General features: G+C 44.5%; 25 protein-coding genes. 4 read left to right on the top strand and 21 right to left on the bottom strand.

Translation table 11 applies throughout. The features are described 5' to 3' along the window. Positions 1–22: 22 nt before the first annotated feature. The 13 genes from K4I03_RS07825 to K4I03_RS07770 form a co-directional block, all read right to left on the bottom strand. Positions 23–856, bottom strand: a complete 834-nt coding sequence (locus K4I03_RS07825; RefSeq protein ID WP_227964485.1) for a DegV family protein — start codon at positions 854–856, stop codon at positions 23–25. A gap of 284 nt (positions 857–1,140) precedes the next feature. Beyond that, positions 1,141–1,869, bottom strand: a complete 729-nt coding sequence (locus tag K4I03_RS07820; protein WP_227964482.1) for a metallophosphoesterase — start codon at positions 1,867–1,869, stop codon at positions 1,141–1,143. A 52-nt stretch (positions 1,870–1,921) separates the two neighbouring features. Beyond that, positions 1,922–3,580, bottom strand: coding sequence for a DNA repair protein RecN (gene recN / locus K4I03_RS07815; RefSeq protein ID WP_227964480.1), 1,659 nt, complete (start codon positions 3,578–3,580; stop codon positions 1,922–1,924). An 8-nt stretch (positions 3,581–3,588) separates the two neighbouring features. After that, positions 3,589–4,020 carry an arginine repressor gene (locus tag K4I03_RS07810; protein ID WP_002911979.1) on the bottom strand — a complete coding sequence of 144 codons (432 nt, stop codon included), beginning with the start codon at positions 4,018–4,020 and terminating at the stop codon, positions 3,589–3,591. Then, positions 4,013–4,828: a TlyA family RNA methyltransferase gene (locus tag K4I03_RS07805; protein ID WP_227964478.1), complete on the bottom strand. Its 816-nt coding sequence runs from the start codon at positions 4,826–4,828 to the stop codon at positions 4,013–4,015. Before K4I03_RS07805 ends, K4I03_RS07810 begins: the two co-directional genes overlap by 8 nt. Further along, complete coding sequence (locus K4I03_RS07800; protein ID WP_227964476.1) at positions 4,821–5,696, bottom strand: polyprenyl synthetase family protein; 876 nt, start codon at positions 5,694–5,696, stop codon at positions 4,821–4,823. Before K4I03_RS07800 ends, K4I03_RS07805 begins: the two co-directional genes overlap by 8 nt. Then, a complete protein-coding gene (locus tag K4I03_RS07795) occupies positions 5,693–5,905 on the bottom strand; it encodes an exodeoxyribonuclease VII small subunit (protein WP_002896137.1) in 213 nt (70 codons plus the stop codon). Before K4I03_RS07795 ends, K4I03_RS07800 begins: the two co-directional genes overlap by 4 nt. Beyond that, the gene (gene xseA / locus K4I03_RS07790; protein WP_227964473.1) at positions 5,883–7,223 is read right to left on the bottom strand and encodes an exodeoxyribonuclease VII large subunit; all 1,341 of its coding nucleotides are present in this window, start codon (positions 7,221–7,223) and stop codon (positions 5,883–5,885) included. Before xseA ends, K4I03_RS07795 begins: the two co-directional genes overlap by 23 nt. Further along, positions 7,168–7,404 carry a hypothetical protein gene (locus K4I03_RS12610; RefSeq protein ID WP_002896141.1) on the bottom strand — a complete coding sequence of 79 codons (237 nt, stop codon included), beginning with the start codon at positions 7,402–7,404 and terminating at the stop codon, positions 7,168–7,170. Before K4I03_RS12610 ends, xseA begins: the two co-directional genes overlap by 56 nt. After that, positions 7,380–8,222, bottom strand: a complete 843-nt coding sequence (locus K4I03_RS07785; RefSeq protein ID WP_227964471.1) for an NAD(P)H-hydrate dehydratase — start codon at positions 8,220–8,222, stop codon at positions 7,380–7,382. Before K4I03_RS07785 ends, K4I03_RS12610 begins: the two co-directional genes overlap by 25 nt. A gap of 94 nt (positions 8,223–8,316) precedes the next feature. After that, positions 8,317–9,090, bottom strand: coding sequence for an HAD hydrolase family protein (locus K4I03_RS07780; protein WP_227964468.1), 774 nt, complete (start codon positions 9,088–9,090; stop codon positions 8,317–8,319). Continuing rightward, the gene (locus K4I03_RS07775) at positions 9,087–9,941 is read right to left on the bottom strand and encodes a bifunctional methylenetetrahydrofolate dehydrogenase/methenyltetrahydrofolate cyclohydrolase (protein ID WP_223314663.1); all 855 of its coding nucleotides are present in this window, start codon (positions 9,939–9,941) and stop codon (positions 9,087–9,089) included. Before K4I03_RS07775 ends, K4I03_RS07780 begins: the two co-directional genes overlap by 4 nt. Before the next feature lie 198 nt (positions 9,942–10,139). Continuing rightward, entirely contained in the window at positions 10,140–10,370 is a 231-nt protein-coding gene (locus tag K4I03_RS07770; RefSeq protein ID WP_002896146.1) for a DUF1797 family protein, read from the bottom strand. Positions 10,371–10,619: 249 nt separating this feature from the next. On the opposite strand from K4I03_RS07770, the gene K4I03_RS07765 reads away from it, so the two are divergent. Next, positions 10,620–12,890 carry an ATP-dependent Clp protease ATP-binding subunit gene (locus K4I03_RS07765; protein ID WP_227964466.1) on the top strand — a complete coding sequence of 757 codons (2,271 nt, stop codon included), beginning with the start codon at positions 10,620–10,622 and terminating at the stop codon, positions 12,888–12,890. A 48-nt stretch (positions 12,891–12,938) separates the two neighbouring features. Here the strand turns inward: K4I03_RS07765 and K4I03_RS07760 are convergent, their stop codons facing one another. Next, on the bottom strand, positions 12,939–13,553 hold the full coding sequence (locus K4I03_RS07760) for a GyrI-like domain-containing protein (RefSeq protein ID WP_227964463.1): 615 nt from the start codon (positions 13,551–13,553) through the stop codon (positions 12,939–12,941). Positions 13,554–13,612: 59 nt separating this feature from the next. Continuing rightward, a complete protein-coding gene (locus K4I03_RS07755) occupies positions 13,613–14,512 on the bottom strand; it encodes a helix-turn-helix transcriptional regulator (protein ID WP_227964461.1) in 900 nt (299 codons plus the stop codon). 224 nt (positions 14,513–14,736) lie between these two features. Here K4I03_RS07755 and K4I03_RS07750 point away from each other — a divergent pair, with 224 nt between their 5' ends. Continuing rightward, entirely contained in the window at positions 14,737–15,186 is a 450-nt protein-coding gene (locus K4I03_RS07750) for an NUDIX hydrolase (protein WP_002904052.1), read from the top strand. A 67-nt stretch (positions 15,187–15,253) separates the two neighbouring features. Continuing rightward, entirely contained in the window at positions 15,254–15,556 is a 303-nt protein-coding gene (locus tag K4I03_RS07745; protein ID WP_002915695.1) for a DUF1827 family protein, read from the top strand. 25 nt (positions 15,557–15,581) lie between these two features. Here K4I03_RS07745 and K4I03_RS07740 read toward each other — a convergent pair whose 3' ends face one another. Then, positions 15,582–16,016 (bottom strand): GNAT family N-acetyltransferase, encoded by a 435-nt coding sequence (locus K4I03_RS07740; RefSeq protein WP_032908870.1) that lies wholly within the window; start codon positions 16,014–16,016, stop codon positions 15,582–15,584. Positions 16,017–16,038: 22 nt separating this feature from the next. Here K4I03_RS07740 and K4I03_RS07735 point away from each other — a divergent pair, with 22 nt between their 5' ends. Then, positions 16,039–16,494 (top strand): MarR family winged helix-turn-helix transcriptional regulator, encoded by a 456-nt coding sequence (locus K4I03_RS07735; RefSeq protein WP_161543406.1) that lies wholly within the window; start codon positions 16,039–16,041, stop codon positions 16,492–16,494. A 128-nt stretch (positions 16,495–16,622) separates the two neighbouring features. On the opposite strand, the gene ileS is transcribed toward K4I03_RS07735, so the two are convergent. From ileS to K4I03_RS07710, 5 genes are all read right to left on the bottom strand, one after another. Next, positions 16,623–19,415, bottom strand: a complete 2,793-nt coding sequence (gene ileS, locus K4I03_RS07730) for an isoleucine--tRNA ligase (RefSeq protein WP_227964459.1) — start codon at positions 19,413–19,415, stop codon at positions 16,623–16,625. 283 nt (positions 19,416–19,698) lie between these two features. Then, complete coding sequence (locus K4I03_RS07725; RefSeq protein WP_002907042.1) at positions 19,699–20,493, bottom strand: DivIVA domain-containing protein; 795 nt, start codon at positions 20,491–20,493, stop codon at positions 19,699–19,701. A gap of 9 nt (positions 20,494–20,502) precedes the next feature. Further along, positions 20,503–21,288: a YlmH family RNA-binding protein gene (locus K4I03_RS07720; protein ID WP_227964456.1), complete on the bottom strand. Its 786-nt coding sequence runs from the start codon at positions 21,286–21,288 to the stop codon at positions 20,503–20,505. Beyond that, entirely contained in the window at positions 21,285–21,560 is a 276-nt protein-coding gene (locus K4I03_RS07715; protein WP_002896162.1) for a YggT family protein, read from the bottom strand. Before K4I03_RS07715 ends, K4I03_RS07720 begins: the two co-directional genes overlap by 4 nt. Positions 21,561–21,565: 5 nt before the next feature. Continuing rightward, the gene (locus K4I03_RS07710; RefSeq protein WP_002896164.1) at positions 21,566–22,153 is read right to left on the bottom strand and encodes a cell division protein SepF; all 588 of its coding nucleotides are present in this window, start codon (positions 22,151–22,153) and stop codon (positions 21,566–21,568) included. Position 22,154: the final 1 nt, after the last annotated feature.

Raw genomic sequence — 22,154 nt, 5'->3', positions numbered from 1 at the left:
TATTTTCTAAATTATTATGGTTTTATTCGTAACGAATCAGCACAGCCCAAGCATTTTCCCCTGTATGTGTCTGAATAATGGACCCTGTTTCCAGCACTGAAATAGGTTTTTTGACATACGGCTGTAAACTTTCCTTCATTTCCTGGGCCAATTCTGGACCGCCTGCATAGGAAATTCCAATCTCAGCCACTTGCTTATTTTGAAGACTTGCTGTCAAATCATCCAACCATTTTTTAAAGGTCTTAGCGCCCCTGCCCTTGACAATGGGCTCCAGCTGATGGTCCTTCATTTGCATGATGACACGGATATTGAGCAGGGAGCTAATCAGACCGGAAACTCGGCCAATACGGCCTCCTTTAACCAGATTTTCTAAGGTAGAGAGACCGATATAGAGCTCTGTATTTTCCTTCACTTCCTCGATTTTAGCTAGAATCTCCTCTAGGCTAGCTCCTTCTTTGGCCAGTTTAGCTGCTTCAGTGACCTGGAACTTCATAGCCTGATCAGTGAAAGAACTATCAACAACCGTCACATCAGCATTAGCCAGAGTCGCTCCCTGACGGGCCGCTTCAACAGTTCCCGACAATGCATGAGACATGTGAATGGAGATAATCTGTGCTCCATCCTCTGCCAAGCGCTCAAAAACATCAGCAAAGACTCCGACAGGCGGCTGGCTGGTTTTAGGAAGATTGCGACTAGACTGCATAAGACGAAGAAATTCACCTTCCGCTAGGTCCGCATCCGAATAGACCACCCCGTCCACCATAACAGAGAGAGGCACAATGGTAATGTCTAATTCCTTAGCAACCTCTGGTTCAATGGTTACGGATGAGTCAGTTACGATTTTTATTTTTGTCATAGATTTCCTACTCTGTATCTAAAATTTAACTTGTTATTACACTACATTATACCAAATTTTTATGGTTTTGTGGGGGAATATTCGCTAAAATCACAGCTCAGGCCAAGCGTTTCCTAAATTTAATCTGCTTGTTTTAGTTTTTTAATCTTTTTGCGCTTCTTTAAAATTAGATGAAAAAGTGTTTACATGCTGCTTTTTTTAGCTTTATTGGGGAAATTTTTGGGAAAAAGCTGGTTTTCAAAGAGAAACTCAGCAAAAAAAGATTGGATTTTCCCAATCTTTTTTCAGTCTTCGGCTACCAAACCATCATTTTTTATGGCATACCGCTCTATGATGCCATTATGACCAAAGAGAACTCCGTGGAGGACTCCGCCATAAACAGCTCCGCCATCCATGCCAATCTTGCCATCCTCAGTCATCCATAGCTGATCAGTTCCCGGCGCCTCATGCAAGAGGTAAAATGTCGGTGTATGACCAAAGACAATCGTTTTGCCAGTCTGATTGCTGCCCTCGTGAAAAGGCGCGCGAATCCAAACTTTTTGATAATCACTGGTCTCTCGCCAGTCTTTCAGATCCAAATCTAGGCCGGCATGGACAAAAATGTACCGCTCTGTCTCCAATAGGAAAGGCATCTGACGAATAAAATCTACTAAATCGGCCGCCTCCGTCTTGACACGTTCCGCGTCTGCTACTCCATCTACAGGAGCATTGAGAGGTCGACCTAAAAGCGAATTAATCGTCGTATCTCCGCCATTACGCCGGTAGTGGTCATAAGACTTTTCAGGATTGTCCAGCCAGGTCAGAAACATATACTCATGATTGCCAGACAGACAAACAGCTCCTTTCTGATCTACTAAATTCTTGACCCGCTCCAAAACTGCTCGGCTGTCCTCGCCTCGATCGATCAAGTCGCCTAGAAAGACTAGTTGGCTGCGACCGTCCCAGTGCTGGAGCAGCTCATCTAGCATACTAGCCTTACCATGGACATCACCGATTGCAAAATATTCTGTCATATGCGCCCCTTCCTAAAGGAGACCGAAACACTAGTGTCTCAGCCTCGCTTGTTTATTTCTTTAATAATTCTCTGGCTTGAGTCAATGCAGCATCCGTTACATCTTCGCCAGCCAACATCTTAGCAACTTCCTGAACACGCTCGTCAGCCGTCAGCAAGCGAACCGTTGAGACGGTTGAATTCTCATCCGAAATCTTCTCAATAAAGAACTGATAATCGGCAATCGCAATGACCTGCGGCAGATGGGAAATTGCCAAGACTTGCCCGTTGGAGCCAATCTTGTGAATCTTCTGAGCAATAGCCTGGGCCACTCGACCAGAAACGCCCGTATCCACTTCGTCAAAGACAATACTGGTCTTGCCTTCCTTACGAGAAAAGGCAGACTTGATTGCCAACATGAGACGGGAGAGCTCGCCGCCAGACGCAACCTTCACCAAAGGTTTGAAATCCTCGCCTGGATTTGCCGAGATGTAAAACTCTACTTGTTCATTGCCTTCACGGTTGAACTTGCCCTTACTGAACTGCACTTTAAAGCGCGCCTTTTCCATGTAGAGGTCCTGCAGCTCTTGCTTGATTTCTGCTTCCAGCTGGGCTGCTAGGCCATGACGAGCCTGACTCAGCTCCTGAGCCAGCTCTACCAGCTCTCTCTCCAAGGCCTTCAGCTCTCGGTCCATATCCTCTGAGGACAAGTTACTTCCAGTTAAAAGGCTGTATTCTTTGGAAATCTGAGCAAAGTAATCCAGCACATCATCTACTTGGCCGCCGTATTTGCGCGTGATGCTGTTAATCAAATCTAAGCGACTCTCCACCTGCAGCAGCCGATCTCCGTCAAAATCCAGTCCATCTAAAATATCCTCTAGACGTTTGCTGACATCTTCCAAGACATAATAAGTCTCTGACAAGCTGCCAGACAGTTCCTTGTAGGCTGGATCGTAATCCTCGATAGACTCGAGATCATTCATAGCTGAGCGGACATTGGTCAGACTGGAAAAGTCTTCATTATCCAGCATAGTATAGGCGTTCGTCAGCGTATCGGCAATGAGCTTGTGGTTGAGCAAACGTTCTCGCTCCTGATGCAGGGCAGTATCTTCACCGCTTTTGAGGGCTGCGCTTTCAATCTCCGCCATCTGAAACTCCAGCATCTCAATTCTGGCCTTATGCTCCTGCTGATTTTTCTGCAAAGCCAGGACTTGCTTACGCAGGCTTCGATAGCGGTCAAAGGTTTCCTGATAACGGCCTTTGAGATGCAAAAAGTCAGCTGAGCCAAACTCATCTAGCATGGCAATATGAAGCTGAGATCTCATCAGCTCTTCCTGATCATGCTGGCCATGGATATCCACCAAATGCTGGCCGACAGCCTTTAGAACAGACAGGTTAACCATCTGACCATTGATACGGCTGATACTGCGGCCGTTTTGCAGAATTTCCCGACGGATAATCAGCTCATCGGTCAACTCCCAGCCTTGCTCCTCAAAAATCTCTTGCAAAGCTCTGCTATTTTCCAGCGAAAAAAGTCCCTCTATCTCAGCTTTGGGCGCTCCATGGCGAATAACATCCGTCGTAGCACGGCTGCCCAGCATCATGTTCATTGCATCAATAATAATAGACTTGCCGGCTCCGGTTTCCCCGGTCAACACCGTCATACCTTGCTCAAAATTAAGGGCAATTTCCTCAATAATGGCAAAATTTTTAATCGAAATTTCTAATAACATAGGCTTTCCTACCAATGGTGAATGATGGTTGCAACCCTTGCGGCTGCTTCCTCTGTCATCATAACCATCAAAATACTGTCGTTGTCTGCCAAGATACTGAAAATATCCTCAGCAAATTCATTTCTAAGATGGCGCTTGACCAGTGCTGTGCTCCCCGGTACCAGACTGAGATTGATCATATTTCCCAAAACCTGACAGGACAATATGTTATTTTCAGCCAAACCCAGACTGCTAGTCATGGTCTTAGGCAGCTCATAGATATAGGTGTTGTCCTTGAGAGGTATCTTGACAATGCCCAGTTCTTTGATATCCCTAGAGACCGTAGCCTGGGTCGCTGTAATCCCAGACTCCCTGAGATGTTCTACAATTTCCTCCTGTGTGCCAATGTCATAGTCACTGACAAAGCGTCTAATCTTTTCTAATCTATCCTTCTTATTCATCCTTAAATTCCTTGTGTGCCGCCTCTACGACAGCTGTCATCAGTTCTGTATCAAGGGACTGCGGCTCTGTACTCTTTTCTAAATAGGCCAGAAATTCCACATTGCCCTGACCTCCCTGAATAGGTGAAAAATCCAGTCCCTTGACAGAAAAGCCAGCCTCCATCATAAATGCTGTGACCTTTTCCAGAACTGCCAGATGGACCTTTTTATCCTTGACAATCCCTTTTTTCCCAATCTGCTCGCGGCCTGCTTCAAACTGAGGCTTGATTAAGGCGACCACTTGGCCCTCCCACTCTAAAATCTCATGCAGAGCTGGCAAAATCAAACTCAGCGATATAAAGCTGACGTCAATACTGGCAAAGCTCGGCTCCTGCTCAAAGTCAGTCCTTTGGGCATAGCGAAAATTATACTGCTCCATGCTAACAACCCGCTCATCCTGCCTGAGCTTCCAAGCCAGCTGATTAGTACCAACATCTACTGCATAGACCAGCTTAGCTCCGTGCTGCAGCATGACATCTGTAAAACCGCCAGTCGAAGCTCCGATATCCAAGGTCACTCGATCAGTGACCGAAATATCAAAGACTTGCAAAGCCTTTTCTAGCTTGAGACCGCCACGGCTGACATATCTGAGTTTCTCGCCTTTTAAGCGTAGCTCTGTTGTTGTGTCAATCTTTTCACCTGGCTTGTCAAAGCGCTGGCCATTGGCTGCAGCAATGACTAGTCCAGCCATCACACCACGCTTAGCCTGCTCTCTGGTCTCAAAGAGCCCTTGTCTGTAGGCCAGCACATCTACTCTTTCCTTAGCCATTCAATCTCAAACTTTCTATTATCTTTTGAATTTTTCCGCCTGAAAACTCTGTCTTCTCTTCCAAGTCTGACAGAATAAGCACAGCTTCATCAAGGGTCTGATTGAAAAAGCTCTTAGCTCCATCCAGTCCCAGAAAGGCTGGATAAGTCGACTTGGCCGCAGCTAAATCTTTCTGCGGGGTTTTACCCAGCTCTTCAAAGCTGGCCGTCACATCCAAAATATCATCCCGCACTTGAAAGGCCAAGCCCAAGAGTTCTCCAATCCTACGAAGCTTGTCTTGAACAGACTGCTGAGCCTGAACAATCAAACCAGCTGCGACAAAAGGATAGGTCAGTAGCTTACCAGTCTTATTGGCATGGATGGTTTTTAAATCTTCTAAACTAATTGCTTGGCCTTCGCCTTGCATATCCAGAACTTGTCCTGCGACCATACCAAAGCTCCCTGCTGCCAGAGACAACTCAGAAATCAAGTCCACCTTGACCTGACTAGGCAGCTCGGCCCTTGCCAATAGTCCATAGGGGTCCAAAAAGAGAGAATCACCTGCTAAAATAGCCATATCCTCTCCAAACTTCTTATGGCTAGTCAGGCGGCCGCGACGATAGTCGTCATCATCCATAGCTGGCAAATCATCATGGATAAGACTGCCAGTATGAATCATCTCAAGAGCCGCCGCGACCTGATAGTGGGCCTCAGCCAGCTCAAGACCAAAAGCTTGAATCAACTCCAATAGCAATAAGGGACGAATCCGCTTGCCGCCTGCCTGCACCGAATACAAAATAACTTCTGATAAATCCGACGACACTTGCTGAGACCTATAAAAATCTTCAATCGTCAGACCAATTTTTCCCAGTTTCTCGTTTCTTGTCATTCCATTTCCGTTTCTGTGCCGTCTGCCTGCATAACCTTCACTAATGTCTTTTCAGCCTTGTCCAGACTAGCCTGGAGTTCCTTTGAAAGCTTCATCCCCTTTTGAAATTCCGCAATCGCCTCTTCCAGCGCTACGTCACCATTTTCCAGCTTTTGGACAATGACTTCCAAGTCTGCTAAGTTTTCTTCAAATTTCTTTTCTTTGGACATGTTTTACCTCTACTTCCAGCTGCCCATCCCGCATAAGCAGGGTCAGCTCATCTTTTTCTTCAATGCCTGCACTTGACTCGACAACCTTTTGATTCTTTTGGACAATAGCATAGCCACGCGCCACGATTCGACTGGTATCCAGCATAAGCAAGGCCTCGGACAATCTCCTGACTTGAGCCACCTTGTTATCATAAATAACTGCCATATTACTGCGCAGTAAGCGCTCCAACTGGGCAGTCTGCTCCTGAAGACGCTGAACACGACTGAGCGGATTCAATGCCTCCAAACGATGCTGCAAGATTTTGACCCGCTGTTGCTCTTCACTATAATATTCGCGAATTTTTTGCTTGAGTCGCAGGTTAAGCTGATCTAACTTCTGCAGATGGCCATCGTAAAGCCGCTCTGGCTGTCGGAAGATAACAGACTGGGTTAGCTTATTCAATCGCTCTCGATAATAGCTCAGGCGATTGGAAATCGCTCGAGACATGCGGTTTTCCTGCTGCTGCAGGTGTCCCAGCAGGTCTAGCTTCGTGACCGGTGTTGCTAGCTCAGCCGCAGCCGTCGGAGTCGCAGCCCTGCGATCTGCTACAAAGTCCGCCAAAGTCGTATCAGTCTCATGGCCGACACTAGAAATAATAGGAATCCGAGACTCAAAAATAGCCCGAACTGTTTCCTCTTCGTTGAAAGCCCAGAGATCTTCGATAGAACCGCCGCCTCGACCAATAATCAGCACATCCAAATCGGACCGCTCATTGGCCAGTTTAATGTGGTCAGCAACCTGAGCTGCAGCCCCATCTCCCTGCACTTTTGTCGGATAAAGGACAATCTCCACTCCCGGAAAGCGACGGCTGACCGTCGTGATAATGTCTCGAATGACCGCTCCGCTGGGACTGGTTACGACGCCGATTTTCTTAGGAAATTGGGGCAAGGCCTGCTTGAATTTCTCTTGAAAAAGCCCTTCTTCTCCCAGTTTTTTCTTGAGCTGTTCAAACTGGATAGCCAAGGCACCGATACCATCCGGCTCTGCTTTTTCAATGATGATAGAATAGGAACCGCTCGGCTCATAGAGCTGTACCCGGCCAATGACATTGATTTTCATGCCTTCTTCCAGCTCAAAGCCTAGCTTCTGGTGGACACCAGACCAAATCGTGACCTGAATGACGGCCTTCTCATCTTTCAATGAAAAATACTGATGATTGGGACGCCGGCGGAAATTGGACACTTGGCCAGTCAGATAGACCCGCTCCAAATAAGGATCCCGCTCAAACTTCATCTTCAGATACTTGGTCAAGGTCGAAACCGACAAATACTCTGGCATGTCCTTTTCCTTTCATTTCTAGTTTTTCCGTAACTTTTATTATAACAAAAAACTGCATAAAAAACCGATTACAAAGTCTAAAAATTCCCTGAAAAGCAAGAAAAAAACTGGGCTTCCACAAAAGAAACCCAGCTGACTTAAAACCCAAGAAAAAGTCTACTGACTCATCTCCTTCATCCACTTTGGAATGACCCTGCTGATTGCCGTTGGAAGGACGACATAAGCTTCCTGGCTCAGTTCATCTGCGATAAGGGAGTGAAGAAGTGTTGCAGCCGCCACTCGCTCAAAGAGACTACTTGACTTGAATTGTCCAGCAAAAGCGGCAATCATACCAGCCAGCGTATCCCCCATTCCGCCAGTTGCCTGATAAGGTCCGCCCACTGTCAGCTCAAAGACCTGCTCTTGACCACTTTGATAGATGGCCGTTCCATGCTTTTTCTGCACAACAATACTGCCTAGAGGTAGCTGATTGACCGCTGCCTGATTGGCTGCCGCTGTCTGATCTGACAAGCTCAAACCCGATAAGCCTTCCCACTCCTTTTGATGAGGGGTAAAAACTGTTTGGGCTTTTGGAAATGGCAAAGCTGCTTTGCTAAAGAGTGAGATGGCTCCGCCATCCATGATAAGTATCTGCTGTTCTGCCACAGTCTGGACTACCTTTTGTAGGATATCTAGACCTAGTTGATCCTCCGCCAGGCCTGGACCAATCAAGACTAGATCTGATTTGGTCAGCTGCTCTGTCAATCGGTCTTGCTCCTCTAGGTCAAAGGCCATGGCCTCCGGTAAATGACTGTGCAGAGGGGCGATATTTTCTCTGTCTGTAGCAACAGTCACCAGACCAGCCCCACTATTGACTGCTGCCAAAGCTGCCATGATAATGGCGCCCCCATAAGGATAGGTCCCCCCAATCAATAAGAGACGGCCGTAATCGCCCTTGTGGCTATCCAAGGGGCGTTCCCTAATGACTCTTTTTAAAATATTTTCAGCGTTTTTTACCATGATATTCTCCTAGACCAACTTCATCCTGCACTTCAAACCTATCTTCATTATACACCAAAAGGCACCTAAACAGGTGCCTCGTATCGCAAGAAAGTTATTTTCTTCGGAAATCTGCAAATTTTTGTAAGATTCTTGCTGCGACTGCCTTGGGTAAATTTTCCTGAAAGGCGACCTGCTCATCCGCATAATCGCTCAAGCCTGGGAAATCCCCAACCTGCACAGCATAGAGAGAATTCTTAAAGAGCTGGAGATCATTTTGATCATTACCAAAAGCCACATAATCCGAACCGCAGAGTTCCTTTACAGTTGAAGCTTTATTGGTTTCAGCCGGATTGACATAAAAACATTTCTCATGTTCATGATAGTCTAGACTTAGATTAGGCAAGTTTTTAAAACGAGCTTGTAAATCTTCTAAAAGTTTCTCATGATTCCCCATGTAAATAACAAGCTTAATAGGGTGCTGGAGATCAGTCAGTTCCAGCCGTCTTGCCCGCTTGAGAGGATCTACACTGGCAATAAAAGGAATTTTTTCTAAAATCTGGCCGCTGTAGTCAAAAGTATTATCAACGAAAAAAGGCAAATTATAGGTCAAACAAGTATCTAGAATGGCTTGATAACTTGACTGATGCAGCTGACGCTCAAACATCAGCTGTCCCTTCTGATAAGCCACTCCGCCGTTCAGGCCAATCACTATCTGCTGGCTCAATTCTGGACCTAATAGTCCCAGACAATCCCGATAAGAGCGCGCCGAAGCAAACAGAACTTCATGCCCAAACTGAGGAGCCGTCAGCAGAACCTGCTTAATCTCCTCATCAATCGTCATATAATCAAAGGACAAGGTCCCATCCAAATCAAAAACAAATTTCATGATTCAAGACTCCGTTTAAAGGCTTGGTAAGTCTGCTCCATCAGCATGGTAATGGTCATAGGCCCAACACCTCCAGGTACAGGGGTAATCAGACTGGCAAGTTCAGACACTTCATCAAATTGAACATCGCCAATCAGCTTGCCATTTTCATCTCGGTTCATACCGACATCAATGACAACAGCTCCTTCCTTGACAAAGTCCTTGGTCACAAAATGTCCACGTCCGATAGCGACCACCAAAATATCTGCCCGCTTAGCAGTCTTGGCTAGATTGTGAGTCCGCGAATGTGTCAGAGTCACAGTCGCATTCTTAGCCAAAAGCAGCTGAGCCATGGGCTTACCAACAATATTACTCCGCCCGATGACAACCGCTCGCTTGCCTTCCAGTTCAACGCCATATTCATGGAACATTGCCATAATACCTGCAGGAGTAGCCGGAATCATGACCGGATGGCCGCTCCATAGCTTGCCCATATTAAGCGGATGAAAGCCATCAACATCCTTGTCTGGATCAATGGCCAGCAGCACAGCTTCATCATCGATATGGTCAGGCAAGGGCAGCTGGACCAAAATGCCATGCCAGTCAGGATTTTGATTATAAGTTTCAATCAAGCTCAAGAGCTCTTCCTGGCTGGTCTCTTCTGGCAGACGTTCTACCTTACTCCGAAAGCCAGCAGCCAAGGCTGAGCGCTCTTTATTACGCACGTAGATTTGACTGGCTGGATTATTTCCCACCACAATCACTACCAAGCCCGGTACCTGACCTGTCTTTTCTTTGAGGCGAGCCGTTTTTTCGGCTAATTTTTTCTGAAGCTTCTCTGCCAAACCTCTACCATCAATAATCTGGGCCATGTCATTCTCATTTCTTTTTCATTATCTTTTTCATTATACCAAAAAAATCTGGGCCCAGCCTATAACTTTTTCTTATATAAGGTTATAAGACGAGGATTCATTGGCAGCTAGTGGTAAAATTTTCAGACCTACTGAATTTTTTCTATCTTTTTCAAAATAAGATAAAAAGGGTAAAAATAAAAAGCAGCTAAGTGCTTTTTAGTAGAGTAATTCATAAATTTCCATTGCAATCAAATCGATGCTGTCGAAAGTATAGGTCTCACGCGCTGCGACATCACGCAAGGTGAATACAGAGCCGTTTTCTTCATCGTAACTGTAAGCTACTTCTGCTACAACCACTCCTTCACGCTCAAAATTACGTTTCAAATTTCCGCCATCCTTAGCCATAGCTTCTAAGCGGTTAATAATTCTAACTAAATGTGATTCCATTTTGTTTCTCCTATTTACTTAGTTCCCTCTTATTTTACCATAAATAGCGACTGAAATACCACTAAAAGCCAATTTTTTGTAATTTTTCAAGAATTTGTTTTCATTCTGCTCGGTCTAAGGGAAGATTTTGTAGTAAATTCTTGCAAAGTTCGAGAATACTGATATAATGAAACTATAAAACTTTGACTATTTTTGACCTTTAATCATTTCTATAAATAGCTTGCACACTAAAAGAAAAGAGGTATCTGCATGCTTTGCCAAAATTGTAAAATCAATGAATCTACGATTCACCTTTATACCAACGTAAATGGCCATAAACAGCAGGTGGATTTGTGCCAAAACTGCTACCAAATCATGAAAACTGACCCTGAACATTCCTTGTTCGGTGGAATTGCTAATGCCAACAATCACGGAACAGATCCTATCGATGACTTCTTCAACAGTCTCAGCAATTTTCAACAGCCTCAGGAACCAACTATTCCTCCTACCCAATCTGGCGGAGCCTATGGAGGCGGTGGCGGCTACGGCTCCAATCCTAGCAAGGGTGGTCAGCCTCAGCCAAGTCCGCAAAAGCCAAAAGGCCTGCTGGAAGAGTTTGGTATCAACGTGACTGAGTTGGCTCGGCGAGGTGAGATTGACCCTGTTATTGGCCGTGATGAAGAAATCGTCCGTGTCATTGAAATCCTCAACCGCCGCACCAAAAACAATCCTGTTCTCATAGGAGAGCCAGGAGTCGGAAAAACAGCCGTGGTGGAAGGTCTTGCCCAGAAAATTGTTGATGGTGATGTGCCTCATAAACTCCAAGGCAAGGAAGTTATCCGCCTAGACGTTGTCAGCTTAGTACAGGGAACTGGTATCCGTGGCCAATTTGAGGAGAGAATGCAGAAGCTCATTGATGAGATTCGTTCTCGTCAGGATGTCATTCTCTTCATTGATGAAATCCATGAAATTGTCGGAGCAGGCTCTGCTGGCGATGGCAATATGGACGCTGGGAACATTCTCAAACCAGCTCTGGCTCGCGGAGAACTCCAGATGGTTGGAGCAACCACCCTTAATGAATACCGTATCATCGAGAAGGATGCTGCACTGGAGCGCCGCATGCAGCCGGTTAAGGTAGACGAGCCGACGGTAGAGGAAACGATTACCATCCTCAAAGGGATTCAGAAAAAATACGAAGATTACCATCACGTCAAGTACACAGATGCGGCCATCGAAGCTGCTGCGCTTCTCTCTAACCGCTACATCCAAGATCGCTTCTTGCCAGACAAGGCTATTGACCTCTTGGATGAGGCTGGTTCTAAGATGAATCTGACCCTCAACTTTGTTGATCCCAAGGTCATTGACCAACGTCTGATCGAAGCAGAAAACCTCAAGGCTCAGGCAACTCGTGACGAAGATTTCGAGAAAGCAGCTTACTTCCGTGATCAGATTGCCAAGTACAAGGAACTCCAGCAGACAAGTGTGCTAGACAAGGATACTCCGATTATCAGCGAGAAAACGATTGAACACATTGTAGAGCAAAAGACCAATATCCCAGTTGGCGATCTCAAAGAAAAGGAACAGTCTCAACTAGTCAATCTCGCTAGCGACTTAAAGGCTCATGTCATCGGCCAAGACGATGCTGTGGATAAGATTGCCAAGGCCATCCGCCGCAACCGAGTCGGACTAGGAAGTCCTAATCGCCCAATCGGCAGCTTCCTCTTTGTCGGACCAACTGGTGTCGGTAAGACTGAGCTATCTAAGCAACTAGCCATTGAGCTCTTTGGCTCGGCTGACAGCATGATTCGCTTTGATATGAGTGAATACATGGAGAAGCACAGCGTGGCCAAGCTGGTCGGTGCCCCTCCGGGCTATGTCGGCTATGATGAAGCTGGCCAATTGACTGAGCGCGTCCGCCGCAATCCATACTCACTCATTCTGCTAGATGAGGTGGAAAAGGCCCATCCCGATGTTATGCACATGTTCCTGCAGGTTCTAGATGATGGCCGCCTGACCGATGGCCAAGGCCGGACTGTCAGCTTCAAAGACACCATTATCATCATGACATCCAATGCCGGAACTGGCAAAGCTGAAGCCAGCGTTGGCTTTGGAGCAGCGCGTGAAGGCCGCACCAACTCCGTTTTGGGTGAATTGGGTAACTTCTTCAGTCCTGAGTTTATGAACCGCTTTGACGGCATTATCGAATTCCAGGCGCTCAGCAAGGACAATCTACTGCAAATCGTCAACCTTATGCTAGACGATGTCAATCAACGTTTGGCAACCAACGACATTCATCTGGATGTTACAGAGAAAGTCAAAGAAAAATTGGTTGACCTGGGCTACGATCCAAAAATGGGCGCTCGCCCACTGCGCCGTACCATTCAGGACCATATCGAAGATGCTATTACTGACTTTTATCTGGAAAATCCAAGCGAAAAAGAGCTCAAAGCTATCATGACCAGCAATGGTAAGATTCTCATCAAGTCAGCCAAGAAAACTGAAAGCACAGAGTCCGTTAATTCATCACAAGAAGAAAAATAATTTTCGACAAAATAGAGCAGAAAACACTTAGTTTTCTGCTCTATTTCTTTATTGATCCTTCTGAACCTTGTAGCGCAGAATTGTTTTCAGCTTGCTAGGGTCTGTCCGATTCAGATTATTGAGGTAGATTTCTCTATGAGTGTTTGAAATCCGTGTCAGCTGGTGATTCTGGCAAAAGGCATCCATTTTAGCGAAGGATTGAGGTTCTTCGTCAAAAGGACCCAGATGCAGCATGGCGACACACACTCCTTCCGTCATTTCTTCAAAGCGAATCTCATCATAGAGAGGATTAGGCTTTTTGACACGAACTTGTTCCAGAGCCTTTTTCACCATCTCTTCAGTGATAAAGTCCGGCTGCCCAATCATAATAGTATAAATCAATTCTTCTTTAATCAGTTCTCCTACTTGCTCCTGCTGCCAAAGTCCTTCCAAGGGATAGACTGTAAAATCAGTAAATTCTTGCTCGACCGCTGTCTTTTTGTAGTTCATCTTGATAGCATAGGCTAAACTGTACAGAGCACCAACTCGTTCCGAAAAGTCAGCAGCATTAGGATTGCCCTTGCCGTCAATCATGATAAAAGACTGGGCAGGAACATCTATGAGACAGGGTGCAGACTTGATTTGATAGAATTCTCGATTGGCTTTTCTCCATTCATATTTCATGAGAGAGCCCTCCTTTCTTTACTACAAACAGTATAGCAAAGAAAAGCTGACAACCTCTGTCAGCTTTTATAAATATCGGCAATAGCTTTTAACTTTTCTTTGAATTCTTCCCGTAACCGAGACGGCTCTAGGATTTCAACTCCATCCAAAAAGGATAGCAAGTAGGTATAAAGACTATCGTGACTCGGCAAATGCGTTTGGACATAAAGGCTCCCATCAGTCTCCTCTATCTCTGCTTCTGAAAACTCCTCGTACACTCGAAAGGCATGCTTCCGGTCAAATTTCAAGAGGACTTTTACAGTGCCTCCTAGCCGCTCCTCAGAACTAAATTTCTCATCCAAGACTCTCTGCTTAAATCTTTCCTCTAACATCTGACAGTCTCTCATTCTGTTGAGTTTAAAAAAGCGCGGAGCTTGTCTTAAGCGACAAAAGCCAGCAAGATACCAGTTTTGGCTTTTAAATACTAACTTCAGCGCCTCTATCTTGCGCTGCTCTCTTTCTCCACGCCCATTCAAGTAAGAAAAAGACAAGACTCTTCTTTGCAATATTGCTTGCTTAATGGTATCAAACAGTTCTTTCTGATCTGCTTTCTTGCGCCAATCAGTGAAATCCACCTCCAGCCATGAAGTTGCCTGAACTTGAAACAATGACTGCAACTTAGACAGGGTCTCTACTTGCTCGCCATCTGTTAAAATCTGCAAGCCTTGAAGAGCAGCTAATAGCTCATCCCTCTCAGACTCTGAAAATAAGGCCTTGTCTAAGACAAAATCCTTCATCAGAAAAATACCCCCGCCCTTGCCTGGGCTACAATAGATAGGGATTCCTGCCAAACTCAGCTTGTCCACATCTCGATAGATGGTCCGAATGGATACTTCAAATAGTGAGGCCAATTCGGGAGCTGTTGTGCGGCCCTGCTCTAAAAGAAGATATAGGATTTTAAAAAGTCTGCTTTCTGTCATAAAACCACCTCGCTACTATTATAACAATTTCTCCTATAAATGTTTTACTATTCCCATAAAGAAGAGATTTTTAAACAGTCCAAAGAAGGAATTTATAATTTGAAAGGAATTTCTTTCAAAGACTATCATTCTTTTTCTGTCCAATAAACCGAGTAAATTCTTGACAGCTGGGCCTTAGTCCATTATGATAGATAGTAAACTGACTAGAGATTGAGGATATTAGAATGACAAATCCAACCTTTGGTGAAAAGGAAGCAAATGTAGAATATGTGACCCGATACGGAGTCTACGCCGTTATCCCAGACGAAAAAAAAGAAAAGATTATTTTGGTCCAGGCGCCTAATGGGGCTTGGTTTCTGCCTGGTGGAGAGATTGAAGAGGGGGAAAACCATCAGACTGCCCTTGAACGCGAGCTGATGGAAGAACTTGGATTCACAGCCCAGCTTGGACGCTATCTTGGACAGGCTGATGAATATTTTTACTCCCGCCATCGCGACACCTACTTTTACAACCCAGCCTACCTGTATGAGGTCACCTCTTTCCAAGAAGTCCAAAAACCGTTGGAAGATTTCAACCAGCTTGCCTGGTTCCCAGTCGAAGAAGCTATTGAAACACTCAAACGCGGCAGCCATAAATGGGGTATCCAAGCCTGGAAAAATACACTTAAAGCTTAAAGAAATCATTCACAATTCATAGCAAACATGTTATAATAATAGCAGGTATAAAGCAGGAGGAAATCGTATGAAGCTTATTAATACAACAAACAGTCATGCTGACCTTGTCAAAAGCCAATTGGAAAGCACCGATGCGATATTAGTCGAAGTTTATTCTGCTGGAAACAGCGATATTGTTTTTACACAAGCTCCTCTTCACTATGAAATTTTGATTTCAAACATGCACCGTGCTGTACGCGAACAGGAAATCGAAAAAATTAGAGAGTTTTTCTTGAAGAGAAAAATTGATGCAAATACTATTGATAGAGCTGCTATCCGCACGATTTACGCTAATAATCTAATCGAAATTTCCATTCCTGTGAAACAGTAAAAACTAAGGCCTGTCCTTAGTTTTTTTATTGTTTATAGATCATGGTAATGTGAGGTGTCGATTCAAAAATAAAGGGTTGGCCAACTGATTTGAAGCCATACTTTTCATAGAGAGCAGCCACCTGAACCTGAGCCTCTATTTCAATTTCCTTTCCTGGCCATTTCTCAGCACATAATTGCAAGATTTCTCTGATAAGCTGTCCTCCTAAGCCCTGTCCTCGTGCAGACTGAGCTGTGACTACTCGACCAAAGACTAAATGCTCTCCCTCTTCAAAGACACGGGCATAAGCATCAATTTCCCCTTGTTTATTAGCATGGTAAACATGCACTGCTTCTAGGTCTTTCTCATCCAGTTCATGATAGATGCGCTCCTGCTCCACCACAAAGGTGTCAATGCGAAGTTTTAAGATTTGATAAAATTCTATCGGGTTCAGCTCTGTTAATTTTTTCCTAGACCACATACTTGTTTCCTCTAACTTTTTAATGTATAATAAGTGCAAATGCAACTATCAAGGAGTTCCTATGGATTACCGTCAACTTTTCCGGCAAATGGGCTTGATTTCTAGACAAGCCATGATGAAAATGAATCAGAAAGCTAGTAACTACGGCCTAGACAATAATTTGTTTCTACTTCTCATTCGCATCGTCGAAAATGAAGGTCTCAGCCAATCACAACTGGCAGAGCTAGTGCAGATTGACAAGACTACGCTCAGCCGATCTCTAGGAAAGCTGGAAGATAGAGGCTTGATTATCAAAAAGACCAAAGCTCAAAATAAGAAGTTCAAAGAGCTCTATCCTAGCAGTCAGGCTCTCAAACTCTATGACCAGCTGATTGGCTTTGAAAATACCTACGCCAGTCAGGCTCTGCAGCAACTGACTTCCTCTGAGCTCTTTCAGCTCCAAAATATTCTAGCTAAAATAGACACATCTAAGTTATAAGTAGTATAACAGAAAACAGTTGCAAACGCAATTGTTTGTTTTTGCTAATTTGGTTTTAAATTAACAAATTTTCAAATCGATCTATCTAAAAAATGGCTTACCACTAAAGGGCAAAGCCATTTTTCTATTTAATAATTTACATGAATATAATCGTCATCGATCAGAATCAATACACAGCGCTGACAGAGTAGATTGCTATCTTCGATATTATCAATATTAAAACTTTTAACAGTAGAATCATTACGACGGCAGCGATCACAGACTTGTCCCTGCGCATGCTCTACGACAAAAGCTACATCTTCAAAGACTAGAGCGCCTTCTGGAGCAGGTCCTTCAGCAATCGTCAATTGAGAAACAATGAGAAGCTGTGCCACATCGCTGTTAACTGCTTCCAGCAAGGTCTTGATGACTTCATTCGGATAGACAGTCAGGTGCGCTTCCAACGATTTCCCGATAACCTTCTCATTGCGGGCTTCTTCCAAGGCTTTCTGAGCCTGACTGCGGAAGTCCATAAAGGCAGACCAAGTGTCCAAGATTTCTTCTTGATTTGGGAAAGTCTGAGCTTCTGGCAATTCAGATAACTGAACAAATTCTTCCTCTTCGTGCTCTAGGTAAGACCAAATTTCTTCTGCTGTATGCGGCAGGATTGGTGTCAACAGCTTGGTAATCTTGACTAAAATATCATAGAAAACAGTCTGCATCTGACGACGTTCCAATGATTTTGCTGCTTCGATATAGACTACATCTTTGGCAAAGTCCAGATAGAAAGCAGACAAGTCAACGGTCACAAAGTTGACAATCGCTTTGTAAATAGTCAGAAACTCAAAGTCTGCGTAAGCCTTGCGAATAGTCTCTACTAATTGATTGAAGCGGATAGTCATGTACTTATCAACGGAGCGAAGCTCTTCGTAAGCTACAGCATCCTCAACTGGATTAAAGTCAGAGGTATTAGCAATCAAGAAACGCAAGGTATTCCGAATCTTACGGTAGGTTTCAGAAACTTGGCTCAAGATATCCATAGAGATGCGAACGTCGTTGCTAGAATCAACACTGGTTACCCAGAGACGCAAGATTTCCGCACCAAATTGTTTTTCTACATCGCTTGGAGCAATGGTATTTCCAAGTGATTTAGACATCTTTTCACCCTTACCATCTAAGGCAAATCCTTGTGACAAGATTTGTTTGTAAGGAGCTACGCCATGGTTGGCAACTGAAGTGATGAGGGATGAGTTGAACCAACCACGGTATTGGTCTGAACCTTCTAGATAAAGATCAGCTGGGTAAGTCAATTCCGGACGGTTGACCACTACACCATTCCATGATGAGCCTGAGTCAAACCAAACGTCCATGATGTCCGTTTCCTTGGTAAATTCGCCGTTTGGAGAACCTGGATGAGTAAATCCTTCTGGCAAGAGGTCCTTGGCTTCACGCTTCCACCAGACGATAGAGCCATGCTCCTCAAAGAGTTGAGCTACGTGTTCGATGGTTTCGGCCGTCATGATTGGTGTTCCGTCTTCGGCATAGAAGATTGGCAACGGCACACCCCAAGCCCGCTGACGAGAGATAACCCAGTCACCACGGTCACGAATCATGTTATAGAGACGTACTTTACCCCATTCAGAATGGAATTTAACCTTTTCAATTTCATCTAAAATTTCTTGACGGAATTTAGAAACAGATGCAAACCACTGTGGTACTGCCCGCCAGATAATTGGCTTCTTAGTACGCCAGTCAAATGGGTAGGAATGAGAGATTTCTTCCTGAGCAAGGAGCAAGTCCCCAAGCTTTTCAATAACTGTTGGCGCAACTTTGTCATAGAACTGGCCTGCAAAGTCAGGACCAGCATTTTCCATCATGATACCGCGCTCATTAACAGTGACAAATACTTCCAAGCCATTAGCTACACCGACATTATAGTCGTCCTCACCAAAACCAGGCGCTGTATGGACAATACCAGTACCAGAGTCAGTCGTAACGTGGTCACCCAGGATAACAAGTTCATCTACAGCAGTATCCCATGGGTGAACTGTCACGATGTGATTTAATTCTTGACCACGGTAGGTAGCCAAAACTTGAACATCAGCCCATCCAAATTTCTCAGACAGACTATTCAACAATTCTGAAGCAACCACAAACTTACGAGATTCACCAGCTGGCTGAACGACTACGTAATCAATATCTGCTCCAACAGTCAAACCACGAGAAGCTGTAATAGTAAACGGAGTTGTTGTCCATACGACGATGTAAGTATCTGTGTCCAGTACCCCTTTTCCGTCTTTAACGCGGTTAGCATAGTAGAGAGAGGTGGAAACCAAGTCATGGTATTCAATTTCTGCTTCAGCCAAAGCTGACTCAGAAGACCAAGACCAGTAAACGGGCTTAGCACCACGGTAAATGTAGCCTTTCTTAGCCATTTCGCCAAAGACACGGATTTGAGCGGCTTCATAGTCTGGAGTCAAGGTTACATAAGGATTATCCCAGTCACCAGAAACACCCAAACGCTTGAAGTCTTCTTTTTGCTTTTCGACTTGGCTAAGCGCGTAGTCCCGACACATGTTGAGGTACTCAACCAAGTCCAGTTCTTTACGCTTAACGCCTTGCTTTGCCAATACCTGCTCGATTGGAAGACCATGCGTATCCCAACCTGGAATGTAAGGTGCATAATAGCCAGCCATAGACTTCGAGCGAACAATGATATCTTTGGAAATCTTGTTCATAGCATGGCCGACATGAATATTCCCGTTAGCATAAGGAGGGCCATCATGCAGGATAAAGTGCGGCTTGCCTTCATTCAGTTCCTGACGGCGTTGATACAGCTTAGCTTGATCCCATTCCTTTTGCCAGAGAGGCTCCTTATTTGGAAGACCAGCACGCATAGGAAAAGCAGTTTTTCCAAGATTGAGTGTTTCTTTCAGTTTCATTGTATTCCTCTTTATTTTTTAAATTACAAATTAAAAACCGCAAACTTCTCCAAAAAGGACGAAAATTCGCGGTACCACCTTTGTTTAGGCAAGACAATAGCATGATGCTCCTCTTGCCCCTCTTTGTCCGTAACGTGGACTGCCGTTTCATCCTACTGATTTCAGACGAAAGTTCTGTAAAATGATAGCCCAAGCAAGATGGACTGCAGATCTTTCACCATCATCTGCTCGCTGAAAGTATTTTGCTTGGTCTGTGTTTTTACAATCTTATCTTCTTTAAAAGTTATAAAATATTTACTGGAACTTTTTGTTCCCCATTTGTATCATCATCGTGATGGTCAGCTTCTGAGTTTTCCTCAGCTGCGTGAGCTTCTATATCTTCATCGCTGAGCGGAGAAAAAGCTTGTGTCGCAGCTAATTCACGGTTTGCAGCTTCAATGCGCTCTTGCAGCTCAGCCATTTCCTCTGGAGAAAATTGGCGTGTCACATCCACTTCTTCCTCGCGGACAACTGCTTCTTCTCCCAGAACCTCCGATACAACTTCCTTGAAGGCCTCATCGCTGGTCTGCAGGTAAGTAGCTGTCGGACGCAGGATTTCTTCCCACTCAGACGAATCCACAATACTGAGCTGGCTCTCAATAGTTGATTTCAAGCGTTGATGGAAGACACGTGTTTTATTTTTCAGTTCTTCTGTTTCAATGGCTACTTTCTTAGCATTGTCAGCCGCCTGACGCAAAATTTCATCAGCCTTGTACTTAGCTCCATCCAACAAATGCTGCGCATCCTGCTCTGCCTGACGGACAATATTTGTAGATCGCTCATTGGCAGCAACTTTAACGCGCTCAGCCGTATCCTGAGCAATCAAAACAGACTGGCTGAGAGAGTCTTTCATCTCATCAAAATAAGTCAGACGTTCTTCCAGATTACGAATTTTTGCTTCTTTTTCGTGGTTTTCACGAACCAAGTCCTCATAATCGCGGACAACGATGTCAAGGAATTCATCTACCTCTTCAACATCATAGCCTCTAAACTTGGTTCCAAAGGATTTATCTTTAATTTCTAATGCTGTAAGTGTCATAGTTCCTCCTCATTTACTAGCTAATAATTCAACGGTTAACTTATGTTTTCCATTCTTGGAAAGGCCATTTTCTCTTAAAACCTTAAATCTTCCAAATCGTCTAACGCTAATTAAGTCTTCAAGCCCGACCTGCTGGCTGGGATTGTCATTAACAGCGTAGTTCATTTTCACATGCTTACCAGAAATCAGCTGAGCGGCCTGGCTCCTTGATAACTTAAAGGTACTGGCTACCAACTTGTCCAAGCGAAGGCTAGATGCTAAAATTTCTCTGGTGACAGCCTGCTTCTGCTCTTTCAGCTGCTCTGCAAAGGAAACTTCCTTTAGTCTAACAGGCATCTTTGCTACTTTTGTGACATGATCTATAAAATACTGGGCCAGTCTCTTATCTACAAAGAGCTGAGCGCGGTCTCCAACCACAAGAATATCACCAAAGGTCCGTCTTTCAATCCCTAATTGATTGAGAAGAGTCCCCATAATCTGCGAATGACTGATTTTATAAAATTTGCTTGCATAGGAAATTTCCAGCAAGCTCAATTCAAAATCATCCATATTCAGTTGGTAATAAGAAGGCGCCACAAGAACTCTTGCCAGTTCACTTGGAAAAAAATCCGAACTAGCAAAGACTTGCACATCATATTGCTTGCCAATATTCTTCAGGATTGAGACCTGATGGGGATTCAGAAAAGACGTTGTTTCAAACGCATAGGTATCTTGAACCCGCTGAAGCAGCTCCAAACTCCTATCAATAAACTCTCGATCCTCATGCGAAAAGTGTTGATATAAATCTTTCATCATAATAACATTAGTAAAACGCTTATTAAATAAAAGACCACACGATTTAAAAGGTTTAAAGCCAGAATTGCAACCCAAACGGTAAAGTCCAGCCCTGCAAACTGCAAGGGAAGACGGCGAAAAAGTTTTAAATACGGTTCTACAATTCGTGTTAGAAACTCTCCGAATTTGGTTTGATAAGCTCCTGGAAACCAAGACAGAAGTGCATAGACAATCAAGGCAATGCTATAAAGATCGAAAAGATTAGAGATGGCACGAATTACAAAATATAACATATCTCTTATCTACTGCGCTTCATATCAAAGTCGAATTCGCTGATTTCAACATCGTTAGGCAGGCGGATATCTTCCACATTTACCACTACATTAATCGGAGTCAGCAAATACATAGTGCTTGCAACTTTTTTCAAATTTCCAGCCAAGACATAACGCGCACCGTCTAGGTAGTCTAAACAGCGACGAGCCTGTACCTCAGTCATATACTGGAAGTCAATCAGGATGCTTTCATTGGCCAAAAGCAGGTCAACAATTTCAGTCGCTTCCTCATATCTCCTCGGATAACGAACATCAATCGTAATCTTCTCATCCGCATTTGCACGGTGCTGAGCCAATTCCTGCTGACGTGCATGCAGTCTGGTAATATTCTCTGTCGAAGATTTCTGTTGTGGCTGTGGTTTAGGCTGTGGCTTGGCCGCAGCAACCGGACGAGGAGCTGGCTTGCTCTCTCTGACTGGCTTAGGCTGAACCAATTCAGGCTTCTGCTTAACAGGCGCTGCAGGTCTGCTGACAGTCTGCTCCTGAACCTCAGTCTCATCTCCATCTTCTGTAAAATAATCTATAAATTTATCAAATCTATCTTTTAATGACATA

The organism is Streptococcus sanguinis (assembly GCF_020729725.1).
GTDB lineage: Bacteria > Bacillota > Bacilli > Lactobacillales > Streptococcaceae > Streptococcus > Streptococcus sanguinis_V.
This window is presented reverse-complemented; position numbering and strand designations above follow the sequence as displayed.

What these genes read in the sequence shown, in the direction of transcription:
- K4I03_RS07825 (WP_227964485.1), bottom strand. Translation starts at nt 856, where the DNA reads ATGACAAAAATAAAAATCGTAACTGACTCATCCGTAACCATTGAACCA.
- K4I03_RS07820 (WP_227964482.1), bottom strand. Translation starts at nt 1,869, where the DNA reads ATGACAGAATATTTTGCAATCGGTGATGTCCATGGTAAGGCTAGTATG.
- recN (WP_227964480.1), bottom strand. Translation starts at nt 3,580, where the DNA reads ATGTTATTAGAAATTTCGATTAAAAATTTTGCCATTATTGAGGAAATT.
- K4I03_RS07810 (WP_002911979.1), bottom strand. Translation starts at nt 4,020, where the DNA reads ATGAATAAGAAGGATAGATTAGAAAAGATTAGACGCTTTGTCAGTGAC.
- K4I03_RS07805 (WP_227964478.1), bottom strand. Translation starts at nt 4,828, where the DNA reads ATGGCTAAGGAAAGAGTAGATGTGCTGGCCTACAGACAAGGGCTCTTT.
- K4I03_RS07800 (WP_227964476.1), bottom strand. Translation starts at nt 5,696, where the DNA reads ATGACAAGAAACGAGAAACTGGGAAAAATTGGTCTGACGATTGAAGAT.
- K4I03_RS07795 (WP_002896137.1), bottom strand. Translation starts at nt 5,905, where the DNA reads ATGTCCAAAGAAAAGAAATTTGAAGAAAACTTAGCAGACTTGGAAGTC.
- xseA (WP_227964473.1), bottom strand. Translation starts at nt 7,223, where the DNA reads ATGCCAGAGTATTTGTCGGTTTCGACCTTGACCAAGTATCTGAAGATG.
- K4I03_RS07785 (WP_227964471.1), bottom strand. Translation starts at nt 8,222, where the DNA reads ATGGTAAAAAACGCTGAAAATATTTTAAAAAGAGTCATTAGGGAACGC.
- K4I03_RS07780 (WP_227964468.1), bottom strand. Translation starts at nt 9,090, where the DNA reads ATGAAATTTGTTTTTGATTTGGATGGGACCTTGTCCTTTGATTATATG.
- K4I03_RS07775 (WP_223314663.1), bottom strand. Translation starts at nt 9,941, where the DNA reads ATGGCCCAGATTATTGATGGTAGAGGTTTGGCAGAGAAGCTTCAGAAA.
- K4I03_RS07770 (WP_002896146.1), bottom strand. Translation starts at nt 10,370, where the DNA reads ATGGAATCACATTTAGTTAGAATTATTAACCGCTTAGAAGCTATGGCT.
- K4I03_RS07765 (WP_227964466.1), top strand. Translation starts at nt 10,620, where the DNA reads ATGCTTTGCCAAAATTGTAAAATCAATGAATCTACGATTCACCTTTAT.
- K4I03_RS07760 (WP_227964463.1), bottom strand. Translation starts at nt 13,553, where the DNA reads ATGAAATATGAATGGAGAAAAGCCAATCGAGAATTCTATCAAATCAAG.
- K4I03_RS07755 (WP_227964461.1), bottom strand. Translation starts at nt 14,512, where the DNA reads ATGACAGAAAGCAGACTTTTTAAAATCCTATATCTTCTTTTAGAGCAG.
- K4I03_RS07750 (WP_002904052.1), top strand. Translation starts at nt 14,737, where the DNA reads ATGACAAATCCAACCTTTGGTGAAAAGGAAGCAAATGTAGAATATGTG.
- K4I03_RS07745 (WP_002915695.1), top strand. Translation starts at nt 15,254, where the DNA reads ATGAAGCTTATTAATACAACAAACAGTCATGCTGACCTTGTCAAAAGC.
- K4I03_RS07740 (WP_032908870.1), bottom strand. Translation starts at nt 16,016, where the DNA reads ATGTGGTCTAGGAAAAAATTAACAGAGCTGAACCCGATAGAATTTTAT.
- K4I03_RS07735 (WP_161543406.1), top strand. Translation starts at nt 16,039, where the DNA reads ATGTATAATAAGTGCAAATGCAACTATCAAGGAGTTCCTATGGATTAC.
- ileS (WP_227964459.1), bottom strand. Translation starts at nt 19,415, where the DNA reads ATGAAACTGAAAGAAACACTCAATCTTGGAAAAACTGCTTTTCCTATG.
- K4I03_RS07725 (WP_002907042.1), bottom strand. Translation starts at nt 20,493, where the DNA reads ATGACACTTACAGCATTAGAAATTAAAGATAAATCCTTTGGAACCAAG.
- K4I03_RS07720 (WP_227964456.1), bottom strand. Translation starts at nt 21,288, where the DNA reads ATGATGAAAGATTTATATCAACACTTTTCGCATGAGGATCGAGAGTTT.
- K4I03_RS07715 (WP_002896162.1), bottom strand. Translation starts at nt 21,560, where the DNA reads ATGTTATATTTTGTAATTCGTGCCATCTCTAATCTTTTCGATCTTTAT.
- K4I03_RS07710 (WP_002896164.1), bottom strand. Translation starts at nt 22,153, where the DNA reads ATGTCATTAAAAGATAGATTTGATAAATTTATAGATTATTTTACAGAA.